This is a genomic window from Corallococcus sp. AS-1-6 (genome assembly GCF_020037015.1).
Classification (GTDB): domain Bacteria; phylum Myxococcota; class Myxococcia; order Myxococcales; family Myxococcaceae; genus Corallococcus.
Genome location: NZ_JAIQDE010000008.1, coordinates 255,265 through 272,841 on the forward strand (window position 1 = coordinate 255,265; position 17,577 = coordinate 272,841).

Genomic DNA, 17,577 nt, shown 5'->3' on the forward strand with positions numbered 1-17,577 from the left:
ATGACGCCCGAAGAGAAGCGAGCACGCCTGGCGCAGCTCCTGAAGGACAAGTCGCGCCCTGCCTCCAAGCAGGCGCCCCTGTCCTTCGCGCAGGAGCGGATGTGGTTCCTGGACAAGTGGAGCCCCGGCAGCGCGGCCTTCCACATGCCCACCGCGGTGCGCCTGACGGGCACCGTGGACACGGACGCGCTGCGCCGCGCCCTGGCCCTGCTGGTGGAGCGGCACGACACGCTGCGCACCACCTTCCAGGAGCGCGAGGGCGGCGCCGTGCAGGTCATCGCCTCCACGGGCGAGGTGCCGCTGGAGGTGATGGACCTCCAGGGGCTGCCGGTGACCGAGCGCGACGCCGAAGCCCAGCGGCGCGTGGTGACGCTGGCGCAGCAGCCCTTCAGCCTGGAGCAGGGGCCGCTGTTGCGCGCGGTGCTGATGCTGCTGGGCAACGGTGAGCAGGTGCTGCTGATGGATCAGCACCACATCGTGTCCGACGGCTGGTCCATGGGCGTGCTCGTGCACGAGCTGGCGGTGCTGTACCGCGCGTGCCTGGAGGGCCAGCCCTCGCCGCTCAAGCCCCTGCCGCTGCAATACGCGGACTGGGCGGTGTGGCAGAAGGAGTGGCTCCAGGGCGCGGAGCTGGAGCGCCAGCTCACCTACTGGAAGAACCGCCTCAACCCGAACGCGCTGCTGGAGCTGCCGCAGGACAAGCCGCGCCCGGCGCTGATGAGCTCCAAGGGCGAGCGGCAGGTGATGCACCTGTCCCCCGCCCTCACCCAGGCGCTCAAGGCGCTGGGCCAGCGCGAGGGCCGCACGCTCTTCGTCACGCTGCTGTCCGCCTTCAACGTCCTCTTGTCCCGCTACACCGGCCAGGACGACGTCGTGGTGGGCACGCCCATCGCGGGCCGTCCGCGCGCGGAGGTGGAGGGGCTCATCGGCCTGTTCGTGAACATGCTGGCGCTGCGCTCGGACCTGTCCGGCAAGCCCACGTTCAAGGAGCTGCTGAGCCGCGTGCACGAGTCCACGCTGGACGCGTACGCGCACCAGGACATCCCCTTCGAGCGGCTGGTGGACGCGCTCAAGCCGGAGCGGCACCTCAGCCACTCGCCCATCTTCCAGGTGATGTTCGTCCTGCAGAACGCGCCCATGCCAGCCCTGGAGGCCCCGGGCGTGGTGATGGAGGCGAAGCCGGTGGACACCGGCACGACGAAGTACGACCTGTCGCTGCTGCTGGTGGACCTGCCGCAGGGCCTGCGCGTCACCGCCGAGTACAGCACCGACCTCTTCGAGCGCTCCACGGCGGAGCGCCTCCTGGGCCACTACCTGACGCTGCTGGAAGGCATCGTCGCGCAGCCGGACGTGCCCATCTCCCGCCTGCCGCTGCTGCCCGACGCCGAGCGGCAGCGCGTGCTGAAGGACTGGAACGACACCGCCGTCACGCACCCGAAGGACGCGACGCTCACGTCGCTCATCGAGGCGCAGGTGGCGCGCACGCCGGACGCCGTCGCCCTGGAGTTCGAGGGCAGCCGCCTCACCTACCGCGAGCTGGACGCCCGCGCGAACCAACTGGCGCACGCGCTGCGCAGGCACGGCGTGGGGCCGGAGGTCCGCGTGGGCCTGTGCGTGGAGCGCTCGCTGGAGATGGTGGTGGGCCTGTTGGGCACGCTGAAGGCGGGCGGCGCGTACGTGCCGCTGGACCCGGGCTACCCGCAGGAGCGCCTGGGCTGGATGCTGGAGGACGCGCGTCCGCCCGTGCTGCTGGTGCAGGAGCGGCTGCTGGCGCGGTTGCCGGCGTCGGACGCGAAGGTGGTGAAGCTGGACACGGGCTGGGAGGACATTGCCCGCGAGCCCACCACCGCGCCCGCGCCCACGGCCACGCCGGACTCGCTGGCGTACATCATCTTCACGTCCGGCAGCACGGGCCGCCCCAAGGGCGCGATGAATGCGCACGGCCCGGTGGTGAACCGCCTGTTGTGGATGCAGTCCGCCTACCGGCTCACGCCGCAGGACGTGGTGCTCCAGAAGACGCCGTTCAGCTTCGACGTGTCCGTCTGGGAGTTCTTCTGGCCGCTGATGACGGGCGCGAAGCTGGTGGTCGCGAAGCCCGGCGGGCACCAGGACCCGGGCTACCTGAAGGCGCTGATTGCCTCCGCGTCCGTCACCACGCTGCACTTCGTGCCCTCCATGCTCCAGGCCTTCCTGGACGAGCCGGGCGTGGCGGACTGCACGTCGCTGAAGCGCGTGGTGTGCAGCGGTGAGGCGCTGCCCCTGGAGCTGAAGGAGCTGTGCCTGCGCACGCTGCCCGGCGCGGGGCTGCACAACCTCTACGGCCCCACCGAGGCCGCGGTGGACGTGACGTTCCACGCGTGCAAGGCCAATGACGGCCGCCGCTCCGTGCCCATTGGACGGCCGGTGGACAACACGCAAATTCGCATCCTGGACGCGGAGCTCCAGCCGGTGCCCCAGGGCGCGGCGGGCGAGCTGTACATCGGCGGCGTGCAGGTGGGGCGCGGCTACCTGGCGCGGCCCTCGCTGACGGCCGAGCGCTTCATCCCGGATCCGTACGCGGCGGTGCCGGGCGCGCGCATGTACCGCACGGGCGACGTGGCGCGGTGGCTGCCGGACGGTGAAATCGAGTACCTGGGCCGCGCGGACTTCCAGGTGAAGATCCGCGGCCTGCGCATCGAGCTGGGCGAGATTGAGTCGTCGCTGGAGAAGCACCCCACGGTGCGCCAGGCGGTGGTGCTCGCGCGCGAGGACCGGCCGGGCCAGAAGCGGCTGGTGGCCTACGTCACCGGCAAGGACGCGAAGCCCGAGGGCGCGGCGCTGCGCGCGTACCTGCTGGAGCGGCTGCCCGAGTACATGGTGCCGTCCAACGTCGTGGTGCTGGAGCGCATGCCGCTCAGTCCCAACGGCAAGGCGGACCGCAAGGCGCTGCCCGCGCCGGAGGCCGGTGGCGCGGATCCGTCGCGGCCCTTCGTGGCGCCGGGGACGGCCATCGAGCAGCAGATCGCCCAGGCGTGGAAGGACCTGCTCCACGTGGAGCGGGTGGGCCTGGACGACCCCTTCTTCGAGCTGGGTGGCAACTCGCTGCTCGCCCTCCAGCTCCACCGCCGGCTGACGGCGGAGCTGGGCGTGACGCTGGCGCTCACAGACCTCTTCCAGTACCCCACCGTGCGGGCGCTGGCGGCGCGGCTGTCGCGCCGGGAGGACACGCCCTCGGAGGACGCGGCGCAGGCGGGCCGCAGCCGTGCCGAGGCGCGACGCACGGTCAACCGCCGCGCGGTGGCCTCGCGCGGTCGGGTGGAAACGGATGGAGACGCGGATGAGTGACGCAGTGGGTGGTGGCGAGGAGCGCATCGCGATCGTCGGCCTGTCGGGCCGCTTCCCGGGTGCGAAGACGTTGGAGGCCTTCTGGGAGATGCTCCGCCGTGGCGGTGACGCGCGCCGCGTGCCCACGGACGCGGAGCTGGACGACGCGGGCGTGCCCCAGGCGCTGCGCGCCCACCCGCAGTGGGTGCGCTCCAGCTACGTGCTGGAGGGCGCGACGGACTTCGACGCGGGCCTCTTCGGCTACAGCCCGCGCGAGGCGGAGCTGATGGACCCCCAGCAGCGCATCTTCATGGAGTGCGCGTGGGAGTCGCTGGACAACGCCGGCTACGACCCGGGCCGCTTCAAGGGCGCGGTGGCCGTCTATGCCAGCGTGAGCCTGAGCTCGTACCTGCTGCGCGCGCTGATGCGGCAGCCGGACCTGATGGACGCGGCCGGTTCGTTCGGCGTGATGCTGGCGAACGACAAGGACTACGTGGCCACGCGCGTGTCGCACCGGCTGGGCCTGCGCGGCCCCTCGGCGACGGTGCAGACGGCGTGCTCCAGCTCGCTGGTGGCGCTCCACCTGGCGTGCCAGAGCCTCTTGTCCGGCGAGAGCGACATGGCGCTCGCGGGCGGCTCGTCCGTGTCCTTCCCGCAGACGGCGGGCTACCTCTACCAGGAGGGGATGATCTTCTCGCCGGACGGCTACTGCCGCGCGTTCGACGCGAAGGCCAACGGCACCGTGCGCGGCGCGGGCGCGGCGGTGGTGGTGCTCAAGCGCCTGTCGGACGCGCTGAAGGACGGCGACACCATCCACGGCGTGCTGCTGGGCACGGCGGTGAACAACGACGGCGCGGGCAAGGTGGGCTTCACCGCGCCCAGCGTGGAGGGCCAGGCCGCGGTCATCGCGGAGGCGCTCGCCATCTCCGGCGTCACGCCGGAGGACATCCAGTACGTGGAGGCCCACGCGACGGGCACCCCGCTGGGCGACCCGATTGAAGTGGCAGCGCTCAACCAGGCCTTCGGTGGCACGGAGACGGGCCAGAAGCGCGTGGCGCTGGGCTCGCTCAAGGCGGCCATCGGCCACCTGGACGCGGCGGCCGGCATCGCGGGCGTGGTGAAGACGGTGCTCGCCATGGAGCACGGCGAGATCCCCGCGAGCCCCCACTTCGAGAAGCCCAACCCCGTCATCGACTTCGACGCGGGCCCCTTCTTCGTGCCCTCGCAGCCCCGGCCGTGGACGTCCCCCAACGGGCCGCGCCGCGCGGGCGTGAGCGCCTTCGGCATCGGCGGGACCAACACGCACGTCATCCTGGAGGAGGCCCCGAAGGCGGCCGCCCCCGCGACGTCGCGCCGCGCGTGGCACGTGCTGCCCCTGTCCGCCCGCACGCCCGCGGCGCTGGACGCGGCGACGGAGCGGCTGGCCGCGCACCTGGACGCGAACCCGGACTTGTCCCTGGCGGACGTGGCCTACACGCTCCAGGTGGGCCGCCACGTGCACGAGCACCGCCGCGCGGTGGTGGTGAAGGACGTGGCGGACGCGAAGGCGGCGCTGCGGGATGCGCGGCGGCTGCTGGGCGGCTCCGGCACCAACACGCGCCGGCCGGTGGTGTTCCTCTTCTCCGGCCAGGGCTCGCAGTACGTGGACATGGGCCGGGGCCTCTACGAGCAGGAGCCCGCCTTCCGCGCGGAGGTGGACGCGTGCGCGGAGAAGCTCAAGCCGCACCTGGGCCTGGACCTGCGCACGGTGCTCTACCCGCCCGCGGACGGGCGTGAGAAGGCGACGGAGCAGCTCAAGCAGACGTCCCTCACGCAGCCCGCGCTGTTCGTCATCGAGTACGCGCTCGCGAAGCTGTGGGCGTCCTGGGGCGTGACGCCGCAGGCGATGGTGGGCCACAGCATCGGCGAGTACGTGGCCGCGTGCCTGTCGGGCGTGTTCAGCCTGGACGACGCGCTGGCGCTGGTGGCCACGCGCGGCCGGCTGATGCAGTCGCTGCCGGCAGGCTCCATGCTTTCCGTACGGATGACGCCGGAGGCGCTGGCGCCGCTGATGGACGCGCGCATCTCCGTGGCGGCCGTGAACGCGCCGGGCTTCACCGTCGTGGCGGGCCCCACGGACGCGGTGGACGCGCTCCAGGCGAAGCTGGAGGCGCAGAAGGTGGAGGTGTCGCGGCTGCACACGTCGCACGCGTTCCACTCCCACATGATGGACCCCATCGTGGAGGAGTTCCGCCAGGCGGTGGCGAAGGTCGCGCGCAAGGAGCCCAAGGACCTCTACCTGTCCAACGTCACCGGCACCTGGGTGACGCGCGAGGACGCGGTGAGCCCGGCGTACTGGGCGCGTCACCTGCGCGACGCCGTGCGCTTCCAGGACTCGGCCGCGCTGCTGCTGAACGACCCCGAGCACGTCTTCCTGGAGGTCGGCCCCGGCAACGCGCTGGCCACGCTGGTGCGCCGCAACGCGCAGGAAGGCACCTTCCCGGCCATCCTCACGACGCTGCCCGCGCCGCGCGACGCCCAGCAGGACGCGCTCACGCACGCCGCGGACGCGTTCGCGAAGCTGTGGCTCGCGGGCGCGAAGGCGATTGCCGGCCGCGTCTACAAGGGCGAGGCCCGCCGCCGCATCCCCCTGCCCGCCTACCCCTTCCAGCGCGAGCGCTACGACCTGCTCAAGGGTCCGCCGCCCGCGCTGCCTCGCGCCGCGTCCCCACGGCCCGCCACGGCGCAGGGCGTGGAGCTGACCGTCCCCGCGTGGCCGCGCACGCGCGCGTCCCCCCAGGTTCCGTCGCTCTCCGGCCAGCGCTGGCTGGTGCTGGAGGCGGACACGCCGGTGGCCGCGCGCGTGTCGGAGCGGCTGCGTCAGGCGGGCGCGGACGTGGTGTCGCTCGTCGCGGGCCAGGGCGCGTCGGATCCGGTGACGAAGCGCTTCGCGGTGGACCCCGCGTCTCCGGATGCCGTGGGAGCACACCTGGAGCGCCTGCGCGGTGAGGACTGGACGCCCGCGCACGTCGCGTACCTGTGGCCGCTGGTGAAGGAGCCGCGAGACCTGGAGTCGGGGCTCGCGACGTCGTTCCACGGGCTGCTCGCGCTGGCGAAGGCCGTGGGCCCGGGCGCGGCGAAGACGCCCGTGTCGCTGGACGTGGTGACCACCGGCGCCCAGGACGTCACGGGCGAGGAGCCGCTGCTGCCCTGGCAGGCGGCCGCGGTCGGCACCAGCCGCGTGCTGTCACAGGAGTACCCCGGCCTCACCGTGCGCGCCGTCGACGTCACCTGGCCCGCGCCGGACGAGTCCGCGTCCGGGCCGTGGCTGGAGCGGCTGGTGACGGAGCTGGCCACCGGCGAGGACCCGGTGGTCGCGCTGCGCGGCCCGTACCGCCACGTCGAGGCGTTCGAGCCCCTCGACGTCCCGGGTGCCGCGAGCGCGGGCACTTCGGAGCCGCACAACCCCACGGCCGGTGGCTCCTCGCAGGCCGGCCTCAAGGACGGCGGGGTCTACGTCATCGTCGGGGGCCTGGGCCGCGTGGGGCTCGCGCTCGCGGAGCAGCTCACGCAGGCGGTGAAGCCGAAGCTCGTGCTGCTGTCCCGCCGCACGCTCCCCGCCCCGGGTGAATGGGACGCGTGGCGCGCGGGCCATGACGCGCAGGACGCGACGTCCAGGGCCATCGAGCGCATGCGCGCGCTGGAGGAGGCGGGCGCGCAGGTCCTGGCGCTGCGCGCGGACGCGGGCGTTCCGGGTCAGCTCGACAAGGCGCTCCAGGTCGCGGAGGCGAAGCTCGGCCGCATCGACGGCGTCTTCTACGCGGCCGGCGACGGCGGCATGGCCACCCGCATCTCCGTGGCCGAGGCCACGCCGGAGGCCACCGCGCCGCTGCTGTCCGGCCGCTTCGGGGGCCTCATGCACCTGGCGGAGGCGCTGGCGTCGCGGCAGCCGGACTTCGTCGTGGTGCAGTCCTCCCTCACCGTGGTGCTGGGCGGCATGGCGGTCAGCGCGGTGGCGGCGGCGCACGCCGGCATGGACGCGCTGGCGGTCCGGCAGGCCCGGCTGGGCGGCACCCGCTGGTACACCGTGGACTGGGACGTGTGGGGCGTGGGCGAGGGCTTCCGCCCCGACGCCGTCATCCCTCCCGCCGAGGGCTTCCGCCTCCTGCGCGCGCTGCTCACCCAGCCCACCGGTGGACGCTTCCTCGCGTCGCTCGGGTCGCTGGAGGCGCGGCGTCAGGTGGCGCGCGACGGTGCCTCCACCGCCCGCGCGAGCACGAGCGCCAGCGGCAAGCACCCGCGCCCCCCGCTGGCCAACGCCTTCGTCGCCCCGCGCGACGAGACCGAGGAGAAGGTCGCCGCGCTCTGGCAGGACCTGCTGGGCGTGGAGTCGGTGGGCATCACCGACAACTTCTTCGAGCTGGGCGGCCACTCGCTCCTGGGCGTGCAGTTGCTGTCGCGCATCCGCGAGGCCTTCCAGGTCGAGCTGTCCATGCGCGCCCTCTTCGAGTCCCCCACCGTGGAGATCATGACGGTGGCCATCGTGGAGGCGAGCGCCAGTCAGCTCGACCCCGAAGCGCTGGAGGCCATGCTCGCGGAGCTGGAGCAGGGCTGAAATCCCCCTTTGGAACGCCGGGCCCGCGCGCACTCCCGTAGTACGGTGCGCGGGCCCTTGACCCTCCTGCCCCCCAGGAGAAAGAGACGTGGAATGAGCATCGCGCAACGCCTGACCATCACCCAGCCCATGCGGGTCTTCTGGATCACCTGGTTCGGCCAGCTCATCTCGATCCTCGGCTCCGGCCTCACGTCCTTCGGCGTGGGCGCGAAGGTCTTCCTGGACACGCGCTCCACCACGCAGTTCGCGCTGCTGTCCTTCTTCGCGCTGGCGCCCATGGTGGTGCTGTCCCCCATCGCGGGGACGCTCATCGACCGCTGGGACCGCCGCCGCGCCATGCTGCTGGCGGACCTGGGCAACGGCTTCACCACGCTGCTCATCTTCAGCATGTTGCTGGCCAGCGAGCGGGGGCTGTTCAAGCTCGAGACCTGGCACTTCTACCTGCCCGTCTCCCTGGGCGCGTGCTTCGGCGCCTTCCGCTGGCCGGCCTTCTTCGCCACGGTGACGCTCATCGTGCCCAAGCAGCACCTGGGCCGCGCCAACGCCATGGCGGAGGTGGCCAGCGGCGCCAGCCAGATCCTCTCCCCCATCATCGCGGGAGCGCTCATCGACAGCGTGGGCCTGAAGGGCGTGCTGACGGTGGACGTCTGCAGCTTCCTCATCGCCGTCACCACCCTGCTGATGGTCCGCTTCCCCAGGCCCACCGCCTCCGAGGCGGGCCAGCAGGGCAAGGGGTCGCTGCTCGCGGAGATGAAGCAGGGCTGGAGCTTCATCAGCGCGCGCAAGGGGCTGTTGTCCCTGATGGCCTTCACCGGCGTGGCCGTGCTGTGCATGGACCTGGTGGTGCTGCTGATCACCCCCCTGGTGCTCGCCTTCACGGACATCTCCACGCTGGGCCGCATCGCGTCCATCGCGGGCGTGGGCGCGCTGCTGGGCGGCATCGGCATGGGCGTGTGGGGCGGCCCCAAGAACCCGCTGTACGGCATCCTCGGCTTCCATGCGTTTTCGGGCGTGGTGCTCTTCATGGCCGCGCCCGCGCCCAGCGTGCCGCTGGTCGCCGCCGCCGCCGCGCTCTACCTGTTCACCATGCCGCCGGTGATGGCGGGCATCCAGTCCATCTGGCAGCGCAAGATTCCCGCGGACCTCCAGGGCCGCGCCGCCGCCGTGAAGCGGATGATCATCCTGTGCGTGTCGCCGCTCGCGAGCCTCATCGCGGGGCCGCTCGCGGACGACCTCTTCGAGCCGGCCATGCGCGAGGGGGGCGCGCTCGCCAGCAGCATGGGCCGCCTGCTGGGCGTGGGCCCGGGGCGCGGCATCGCCGTCATCTTCATCGTCCTGGGCCTGCTGACGCTCGCGAACGTCGCGGCCGGGTGGCTCAACCCGCGCCTGCGCAACCTGGACAAGGAGCTGCCGGACGCGCTCCCGGACACGCCGCCCGCCCCCCCTGACGACACCGCCGCCCCCAACGCCCCCACCGCTGGAGCCTCCGCGTCATGAGTGCCTTCTCCCAGGTCCTGCGCATGCTGCGCATGTTGCCGTCCGCCATGGCCGTGGCCACGCCGGGCGTGGGCCCCTGGCTCGCCCGCCGCCGCTGGACGCGCGAGGAGGGCACGCTCACCCTGCCCGGCCTGCACGGCAAGGTGGAGGTGCTGCGCGACACGTGGGGCGTGCCCCACATCTTCGCCAGCGACGAGCACGACCTCTTCTTCGCCCAGGGCTACGTGCACGGGCAGGACCGGCTGTGGCAGTTGGAGATGAGCCGCCGGCTGGTGGACGGCCGGCTCGCGACCCTGCTGGGCCCCATGGGCGTGCCCGCGGATCAGTTCTTCCGCACCCTGGGCCTGCGCCACATGGCGGAGAAGTCCTGGGAGCAGGTGGATCCGGAGGCGCGCGCCGTCCTGGAGGCCTACAGCGCGGGCGTCAACGCGCGCATCGCCGCGGAGCCGCTGCCCTACGAGTTCACCGTGATGGCCACGACGCCCACGCCCTGGACGCCCGTGGACTCGCTCGCGCGCGGCAACCTGCTGGCGATGATGCTGGGCGGCAACCACCGCATCGAGCTCTTCCGCGCGCGGCTGGTGGCGGCGGTGGGTGAAGAGGTGGCCAACGCGCTCCTGCCGCAGAACGCGCCGGAGACGCCCCTCATCGTCCCCAGGGAGGCGCGCCTGCCGGGCCTGAAGGACGTGAAGGCGATGTCCGGCCTGGACAGCGTGGACGCGGTGATGGGCGACCCCAACATCGTCTCCGGCAGCAACAACTGGGTGGTGCACGGCCAGCGCACGAAGAGCGGCCAGCCGCTGCTCGCCAACGACGTGCACATCCCCCTGAGCATGCCGTCCACCTGGTACGAGAACGGCCTGCACGCCGGCCGCTTCCAGCACGTGGGCTTCTCCCTGCCCGGCGTGCCCATGCTGATCGTCGGCCACAACGGGGAGGTGGCCTGGGGCATGTCCAACCTGGGGCCGGACACCCAGGACTTCTACATCGAGAAGCTGGACGACCCGAAGGCGCCGAAGCAGTACCTCTACCAGGACGTCTGGCACGACCTGGAGGTGCGCCGCGAGGAGATCCCCGTCAAGGGCGGCGCCCCCGTGGTGCTGGAGGTGAAGAGCACCCGCCACGGCCCGCTGATGAACGCCGTCATGGCGGAGGAGCTGAAGGACAGCGAGCCCCTGGCGCTCCGGTGGGCGCACCGCGAATGCCAGCCGCTCATCAACGCCGTGCTGAAGCTCAACCTGGCCACGGACTGGGAGTCCTTCCGCGCCGCCATGAAGTGCTGGGAGGGGCCGGGCCAGAACTTCGTGTACGCGGACACGGCCGGCAACGTCGGCTACCAGGCCACGGGGAAGATCCCCATCCGCCAGGGCCACCAGGGCCTCATCCCCATGCCGGGCTGGACGGGGGAGTCCGAGTGGACGGGCTTCATCCCGTTCGAGGAGCTGCCCGCGTCCTTCAACCCGCCCGCGGGCTACGCGGCCACGGCGAACAACAAGATTACGTCCGACGACTACCCGCACCTCATCGCGCACAACTGGTTCCCCGGCTACCGCGCCAAGCGCATCACCGACCTGATTGAAGCGGGCACGCAGCACACCGTGGAGTCCATGCGGGACATCCAGGCGCAGACGTACTCGCTGCCCGCGGAGGCGCTGCGCCCCTACCTCCTGGCGGCGGCGCTCCCGGCGGACGACCTCCAGCGGCAGGCGGTGGAGGCGCTGAAGGCGTGGGACCTGCGCTGCGAGCCGGAGGCCGTGGGCGCCACGGTGTTCCAGGCCTGGTACATCGAGGTGCTGCGCAAGCTGCTCCAGCACAAGCTGGAGCCGTCGCTGGTGAAGGAATACCTGATGGGCCAGTACGAACGGCACGGCAGCCTGCACATGCCCTTCGTCATCGGCCTGATGTCCCAGCCGGACAGCCCCTGGTGGGATGACCCGAAGACGCCGGAGAAGGAGACGCGCGACGACATCCTCCGCGCGGCCCTGGGCGTGGCCGTCGCGTGGCTTTCGAAGACGTACGGCCCGAAGCCGGAGGCGTGGGCCTGGGGCCAGGTGCACCAGCTCACGTACGCGCACCAGATGCTGGGCGGGCCCGCCATCCCCGCGCGCATCCGCCGCGTCTTCAACAGCCGCCCGGTGCCCGCGCGGGGCGACAACTACTCCGTGGACGGCGCCTCGTTCCTCTGGAGCCACCCCTTCAAGGTGGTCCACGGCACCGCGCTGCGGATGATCGTCGACCTGGCGGACCTGTCCCGCTCCGTGTCCATCCACTCGCCGGGGCAGTCCGAGCACCTGTACCACAAGCACCGCGATGACCTGATGGAGCTCAACCGCAAGGTGGAGTTCCACCCCATGCTCCACACGCGCCAGGCCGTGGAGCAGCACCGCGAGGCCACGCTGACGCTCACGCCCGCGGTGGCCCTGGCCAAATAAAACAACCCGGACTTGAAGGCCGTCACTCCCCCCGGAGCGACGGGCCTCCAGGCCCGGGTCCATTGCGTTTCAGGCTCCAGCGGGAGCCGGCACTCGTATTCGCGTCGAGTTCCCCCTCAGAAACTCGACGCTTCCCCCTTCTATGTGCCAGCCCCTGCGGTCCCCCTCATTTCCCGCGCATGCCGCGGTGAGCTAAGAAGTCCCCCGACTCCCTGACTCACCGTGTCGCTGCTGCGCGGGCCCCCCTGCTTCCCGTGCTGCGATGAAGGAACAGTACCGGGCCCCCCTGTTTCGATCTGTGAAGCGGCCCACAAGCCCGCTGTGAAGGCGTTCACACCCGCCGGACTTGTCCGCCCGCCCTGGATGGGAGGCTTCCCTACCTGCATCCAGGGATTCCGGGCAGAATGGCGGTCCCCTCATGTCCTACGCGCAGCTTCTGGCCGAAATCCCCATGTTCGAGAGCCTCGGCCGGGAGGACCTGGAGAACATGTCGTCGCTCCTCCAGCCCCGGCGCTTCGCGAGGGGAGAGGTCATCTTCCACCGGGGGGACGTGGGCACCGCGCTGTTCATCATCCGGCGCGGGCAGGTGGCCATCCGGCTCTCCTCCAGCGAGGGGCGCGAAATCACCCTGGCGCTGCTGGACCGGGGGGACGCCTTCGGGGAGCTGTCCCTGCTGGACGGCGAGGTGCGCTCCACGGACGCGATGGCGCGCGAGGAGGCGCACCTGCTCACGCTCCAGCGCGACGACTTCCGGCGCTACCTGGAGACGCGGCCGCAGGTGGGCCTGGCGCTCCTGGCGAACATGAGCCGGCTGGTGCGGCGCACGACGCAGCTCGTTTACGACTCGGCCTTCCTGGACGCGCGGAGCCGGCTGGTGCGGGTGCTGCTGGAGCTGGCGAAGACGCAGGGAAGGCAGGCCCCGGAGGGGCTGGTCATCACCCCGAAGCTCACGCAGTCGGAGCTGGCCAACCTGTGCGGCGTCACCCGCGAGAGCGTCAACAAGTGGCTGCGCTACTACGTGCGCGAGGGGATGCTCAGCTTCGAGGGCGGGCAGATCGTCCTCCTCCAGCCGGAGCGGCTGGGGCAGGACGCGGAGTAGCCGTCAGCCGCGCACGCGGAAGAGGGACAGGGGCTCGTCACGGCCCTTCACCTTCACCGGCGCCAGGGGCTCCAGCGCGAAGGCGCCCGCGTCCAGCAGGGCCCGCGTGGCGTCGGTGATGAGCACCTCGCCCGGCCGCGCGACGCCGCAGACGCGGGCCGCGACGTTGGTGGCGTCCCCCACGGTGGCGTACTGGAGGTAGCGCTCCGAGCCGATGTTGCCCGCGGCCACGGGGCCGGAGTTGAGCCCGATGTGGACTTGAAGCTCCGGCGCGCCGTCCGCCCGCCAGCGGTCGTTGAGGGCCGCCAGGGCCTGCTGCATCTCCACGGCCGCGCGCACGGCCCGCTCCGCGTCGTCCGGCCGGGCGAAGGGGGCGCCCCACACGGCCATCAGCGCGTCGCCGATGTACTTCTCCAGCGTGCCCTCGTGGCGGAAGACGACGTCCGCCATCACCGGGAAGTACGCGTTGAGCATGTCCACCACCTGCCGGGGCTTGAGGCGCGAGGACATGGCGGTGAAGCCGGTGATGTCGGAGAAGAGGATGGTGACGTTCGCCTCGCGCACCTCCAGCGGCACGCCCCTCAGCGCCTTCAACTGGCGCACGACGTCCGGCGGGAAGAAGCGCTGGTAGGCGTTCCTGAGCACCGCCTCCTCCTCCAGCCGCCGCGCCAGGTGCGCGTGGTCCAACGCGACGGCGGACTGGTTGGCGAAGGCGGTGAGGAACTCCAGGTCCTCGTCGGTGAAGAGGCCGCCCTGCGTGAGGCTGTCCAGGTACAGCACGCCCAGCACGGAGTCCCGCGTGCGCAGGGGCACGCACAGCGAGGCGCGGATGGACTGGCGGAAGACGGAGTCCGCGCCCACCAGCCGCGCGTCGTCCCGCGCGTCCGTGAAGAGGGCCGCCACGCCGCGCGAGTGCACGTAGTCCACGATGTGCTGGCTGTAGAAGCGCTCCGGCAGCGCCCCGCCCCGCGCCCCCCGGGCCACGCGCGGCGCCAGCGCCCCCGTGTCCCGGTCCACCAGCAGCACCGCCGCCCGGTCCACCGCCCAGATCTGGAAGACGAGCTGGAGCACGCGCTCCAGCAGCCCGTCCACCGGGCCCGGGGACGCGAGGATCTGCCCCACCTTGAGCAGCACCTGGAGCTTGTCGCGGGTGCGGTCCGGCGAGCGCGTGTCGAGCAGCGCCTCCATGGAGGACCCGCCGGAGAAGCGCGTCTCCAGGGGCTGCGTGCGCAGCGGGCCCCAGCCGTCCGGCAGCGGCGTGTCCAGGGACACCAGCCGGAACCACACCTCGCCGCAGCGGAAGGACTGGCCGTGGCCCAGCTCCTGGCGGGAGACGCGGTGCGGCCCCACGAAGCTGCCGTTCTTGCTGTCCAGGTCCACCAGCACCACGCGCCCGCCCGCGCGCTCCAGCCGCGCGTGGCGCCGCGACAGGCTGGGGTGCGGCACGCGGATGCCGTTCTCCTCCGTGCGGCCGATGGTGGTGGTGCCCTCCGGCAGCATCACCACCCGTTCATCCACCTGGCCTGGGTTGAGGATGAGGCGCATGCGCTAGCGGGGCTTCAAGTGGGCCCCTTGGCCGTGAAGACGCCGGGCCGGGGCGCGGACGCGGGCGCCTTCAGGACGGCGGGGGCCACCTGCTCGGAGGTGCGGTCCGCGGAGGACTCGGACTGGCTGCCGTGGCGGGCCACCACCTCGCGCACCGCGAGCGACTGGCCCGCGGGCCCCGGCAGGCGGCGGTCCCCGGCGAGCCGGCAGTCGAAGGCGTCCTGGAGCCGCGCGGCCAGCGTCTCGCTCACCAGCACCTGGTCGCGCGCGGCCACGGTGGCGAGCCGGGCCGCCGTGTTCACCACGTCGCCCAGCACCGTGTGGTCCAGGCGCCCGCGCCCGGCCGCGCCCACGTTGCCGGACAGCACCGGCCCGGTGTCCACGCCCATGCAGACGCCGTGGGCGTACGGGGACGCGTCACCGCCGCTCCACGCCAGGCCCTGCAGCCGCTGCTTCACCGCGAGGCAGGCGTCCAGCGCGCGCGACACGTGGCCCTCGCCCTGGAAGACGGCCATCACGGCGTCGCCCAGGAACTTGTCCACCACGCCGCCGCGCGACTCCAGCTCCGGGAGGATGACCTCGAAGTTGGCGTTGAGCCGGCGCAGCGCGGACTCCGGCGGGTGCTGGCGCGTGACGGCGGTGAAGTCCGCGACGTCCAGGAAGGCCACCGTGGCGTCCACCTGCTCGCCCGCGAGAGCGCCCGGGCCGCGCACCAGCGGCAGCACCCGGTCCACGATGCCGCCGTGCACGAACATGCGCAAGAGCGCGTTCTCCTCCGTGGAGCGCACCGCGCGGCGCAGCTCGGCGACATGCCGCACCGTCTTGGCCAGGGTGGACTCCAGGTCGTCCAGGTCCACCGGCTTCACGAGGAAGTCGAACGCGCCCCGGTTCATCGCCGTGCGCAGGTTGGGCAGGTCGCCGTACGCGGAGACCATGACGACCTTCACCAGCGGGTCCACCTCGCCCACGCGCGACAGGAAGGTGAGCCCATCCATGCGCGGCATGTTCAGGTCGCACAGGACGGCGTGCGTGTCCGGGTGCTGGCGCAGGGCCTCCAGCGCCTCCTCGCCGTCGCGCGCGAAGACGAAGCGGTAGACGCCGTCGCGCACGTGCCGGCGGAAGCGCTGGCGCATGAGCAGCTCCACGTCCGGCTCGTCGTCCACCACCAGCACCGTGGCGGCCTGTCCAGCGCGGCCCGCCTCCACCAGCGCGACGAAGGCCGCGGCCAATTCGCGCGCGGAGCCGAAGCGCTGCGCGAGCGTCGGGTGCAGGGCGCGCTGGAAGAAGGCGTCGCCGCCCGCGCCCAGCTCCGGCACCAACTGCGACACGGGCACCGCGGGCGGGTGGAAGGCGCCGCGCAGGAGCGCGCCCACGGACTCGGGGCCGTAGGGGAACTGGCCGGTGAGGGCGCGGTAGAGCACCACCGCGAGCGACCAGAGGTCCGCCCTGGCGTCCAGGTCCGGATCCGCGCGCAGTTGCTCCGGGCTCATGTAGCGCAGCGTGCCGGTGAGCCCCTCCGCCTGCGCGGGCGCCCCGGTGGGGATGAGCGAGCGCGCGAGCCCGAAGTCGAGCACCTTCACCACCTCCTCGCCGTCCACGTGGGCGAGGAAGAGGTTGGCGGGCTTCAGGTCGCGGTGGACGAGCCCCGCCGCGTGCGCCGCCGCCAGCGCGCGGGCCACCGGCGTGACGAGCGCGGCCACGCGGGCCGGGGACAGGCGCCCCTGCTGGGTGAGGCGCGTCTCCAGGTCCTCGCCCTCCAGCAGCTCCATGACGATGTACGGCACGCCGCCGTCCACGCCGGAGTCGTGCACCTGCACCACGTGCGGGTGGCGCAGCCGGGCCACGGCCTGGGCCTCCTGCTCGAAGTGGCGGTGGGCCTCCGGCGTGCGCGCCACCACGTCCGAGACGATGAGCTTGAGGGCCACGTGCCGCTGGAGTTGCAGGTCGACGGCCCGCCAGATGGCGCCCATGCCACCGCCGCCAATCCTGCGCTCCAGCGCGTACCTGCCGCCCATGGGGCGCCCGGTGTCCATCGGCCCTGTGTCTCCGTCCCGGGCACGGCCTGCCGCGCGTGCCTCGCGAAGCCGGGAATGATGGCACACTTGGCGCCTCCCCTGGCGTGCCCATTCGGTGCCGCGCCCGGAGCCCCGGGGCCCGGCTGCACGCCCGGTGTGGGCGGAGGAGCGTCAGGGACGGGTCAGCGCCTGGGCGAGCCGGGGCAGGACGTCCCCCGCCCGCGCCTCCACGCGCACATCCGCGAGCCCGTCGCCCCGGCTCTCCCCGATGTTGAGGATGCCGATGGGCAGGTGCCGCTCCGCCGCGCGGGTGACGAAGCGGTAGCCGGAGTAGACCGTCAGCGACGAGCCCACCACCAGCAGCGCGTCCCCCTCCTCCACCAGCGCGAACGCGTCCTGCACCAGCGGCGCCGCGACGTTGTCGCCGAAGAACACCACGTCCGGCTTCAGCGTCCCGCCACAGCGCGTGCACGCGGGGACGCGGAAGCCCTCCAGGGCCTCCTGGGACAGCTCCGCGTCGCCGTCCGGGCGCAGCTCCACCACGGTGTGCGCGAAGTCCGGGTTGAGGCCCAGCATCCGCGCCTGGAGCGACGCGCGCGGCTCCTGCGCGCCACACGCCAGGCAGCGCACCCGGGACAGCGCGCCGTGCAGCTCCAGCACGCGCTCACTGCCCGCGGCGTGGTGCAGCCCGTCCACGTTCTGGGTGATGAGCCCGGGCACCACGCCCGCCTTCTCCAGCGCGGCCAACGCGAGGTGCGCGTCGTTGGGCCGGGCGGTGGTGAAGCGCGGCCAGCCCAGCAGGCTGCGCGCCCAGTAGCGCTGACGCACCGCCGGCTGGTGCAGGAACTCGCGGTGCTGGATGGGGTTGCGCACCTTGTGGCGCGTCTCCGGGCCGCGGTAGTCGGGGATGCCGGACTCGGTGCTGCAGCCAGCGCCGGTGAGCACCACGACGCGGCGTCCGCGCAGCAGCCGGACCAGGGCGTCCAGGCCCGGCTCGGGCGGGAGGGCGGCGACAGGGGAGTCCGTGAGGAGCGTCATTCCACCCTCCGTATAACGCGGCCCGCTCACGCTCGCTCCCGGGCCTTCGCCCCC

General features: G+C 72.7%; 8 protein-coding genes. 5 read left to right on the forward strand and 3 right to left on the reverse strand.

Annotated features, from left to right (window positions below; all coding sequences use genetic code 11):
* From K8612_RS14075 to K8612_RS14095, 5 genes are all read left to right on the forward strand, one after another.
* Positions 1-3,324, forward strand: a complete 3,324-nt coding sequence (locus tag K8612_RS14075; protein ID WP_223762617.1) for a non-ribosomal peptide synthetase — start codon at positions 1-3, stop codon at positions 3,322-3,324.
* A complete protein-coding gene (locus K8612_RS14080) occupies positions 3,317-7,897 on the forward strand; it encodes a type I polyketide synthase (protein ID WP_223762618.1) in 4,581 nt (1,526 codons plus the stop codon). Before K8612_RS14075 ends, K8612_RS14080 begins: the two co-directional genes overlap by 8 nt.
* A 93-nt stretch (positions 7,898-7,990) precedes the next feature.
* Positions 7,991-9,394 carry an MFS transporter gene (locus K8612_RS14085; RefSeq protein WP_223742915.1) on the forward strand — a complete coding sequence of 468 codons (1,404 nt, stop codon included), beginning with the start codon at positions 7,991-7,993 and terminating at the stop codon, positions 9,392-9,394.
* Entirely contained in the window at positions 9,391-11,826 is a 2,436-nt protein-coding gene (locus tag K8612_RS14090) for a penicillin acylase family protein (RefSeq protein ID WP_223762619.1), read from the forward strand. Before K8612_RS14085 ends, K8612_RS14090 begins: the two co-directional genes overlap by 4 nt.
* A 418-nt stretch (positions 11,827-12,244) precedes the next feature.
* Positions 12,245-12,925, forward strand: coding sequence for a Crp/Fnr family transcriptional regulator (locus K8612_RS14095; RefSeq protein WP_223762620.1), 681 nt, complete (start codon positions 12,245-12,247; stop codon positions 12,923-12,925).
* 3 nt (positions 12,926-12,928) lie between these two features.
* On the opposite strand, the gene K8612_RS14100 is transcribed toward K8612_RS14095, so the two are convergent.
* From K8612_RS14100 to K8612_RS14110, 3 genes are all read right to left on the reverse strand, one after another.
* On the reverse strand, positions 12,929-14,470 hold the full coding sequence (locus K8612_RS14100) for an adenylate/guanylate cyclase domain-containing protein (RefSeq protein ID WP_223762621.1): 1,542 nt from the start codon (positions 14,468-14,470) through the stop codon (positions 12,929-12,931).
* A 14-nt stretch (positions 14,471-14,484) separates the two neighbouring features.
* Positions 14,485-16,503, reverse strand: coding sequence for a protein kinase (locus K8612_RS14105; RefSeq protein WP_223762622.1), 2,019 nt, complete (start codon positions 16,501-16,503; stop codon positions 14,485-14,487).
* 153 nt (positions 16,504-16,656) lie between these two features.
* Positions 16,657-17,523, reverse strand: a complete 867-nt coding sequence (locus K8612_RS14110) for an NAD-dependent protein deacetylase (RefSeq protein ID WP_223742910.1) — start codon at positions 17,521-17,523, stop codon at positions 16,657-16,659.
* Positions 17,524-17,577: the final 54 nt, after the last annotated feature.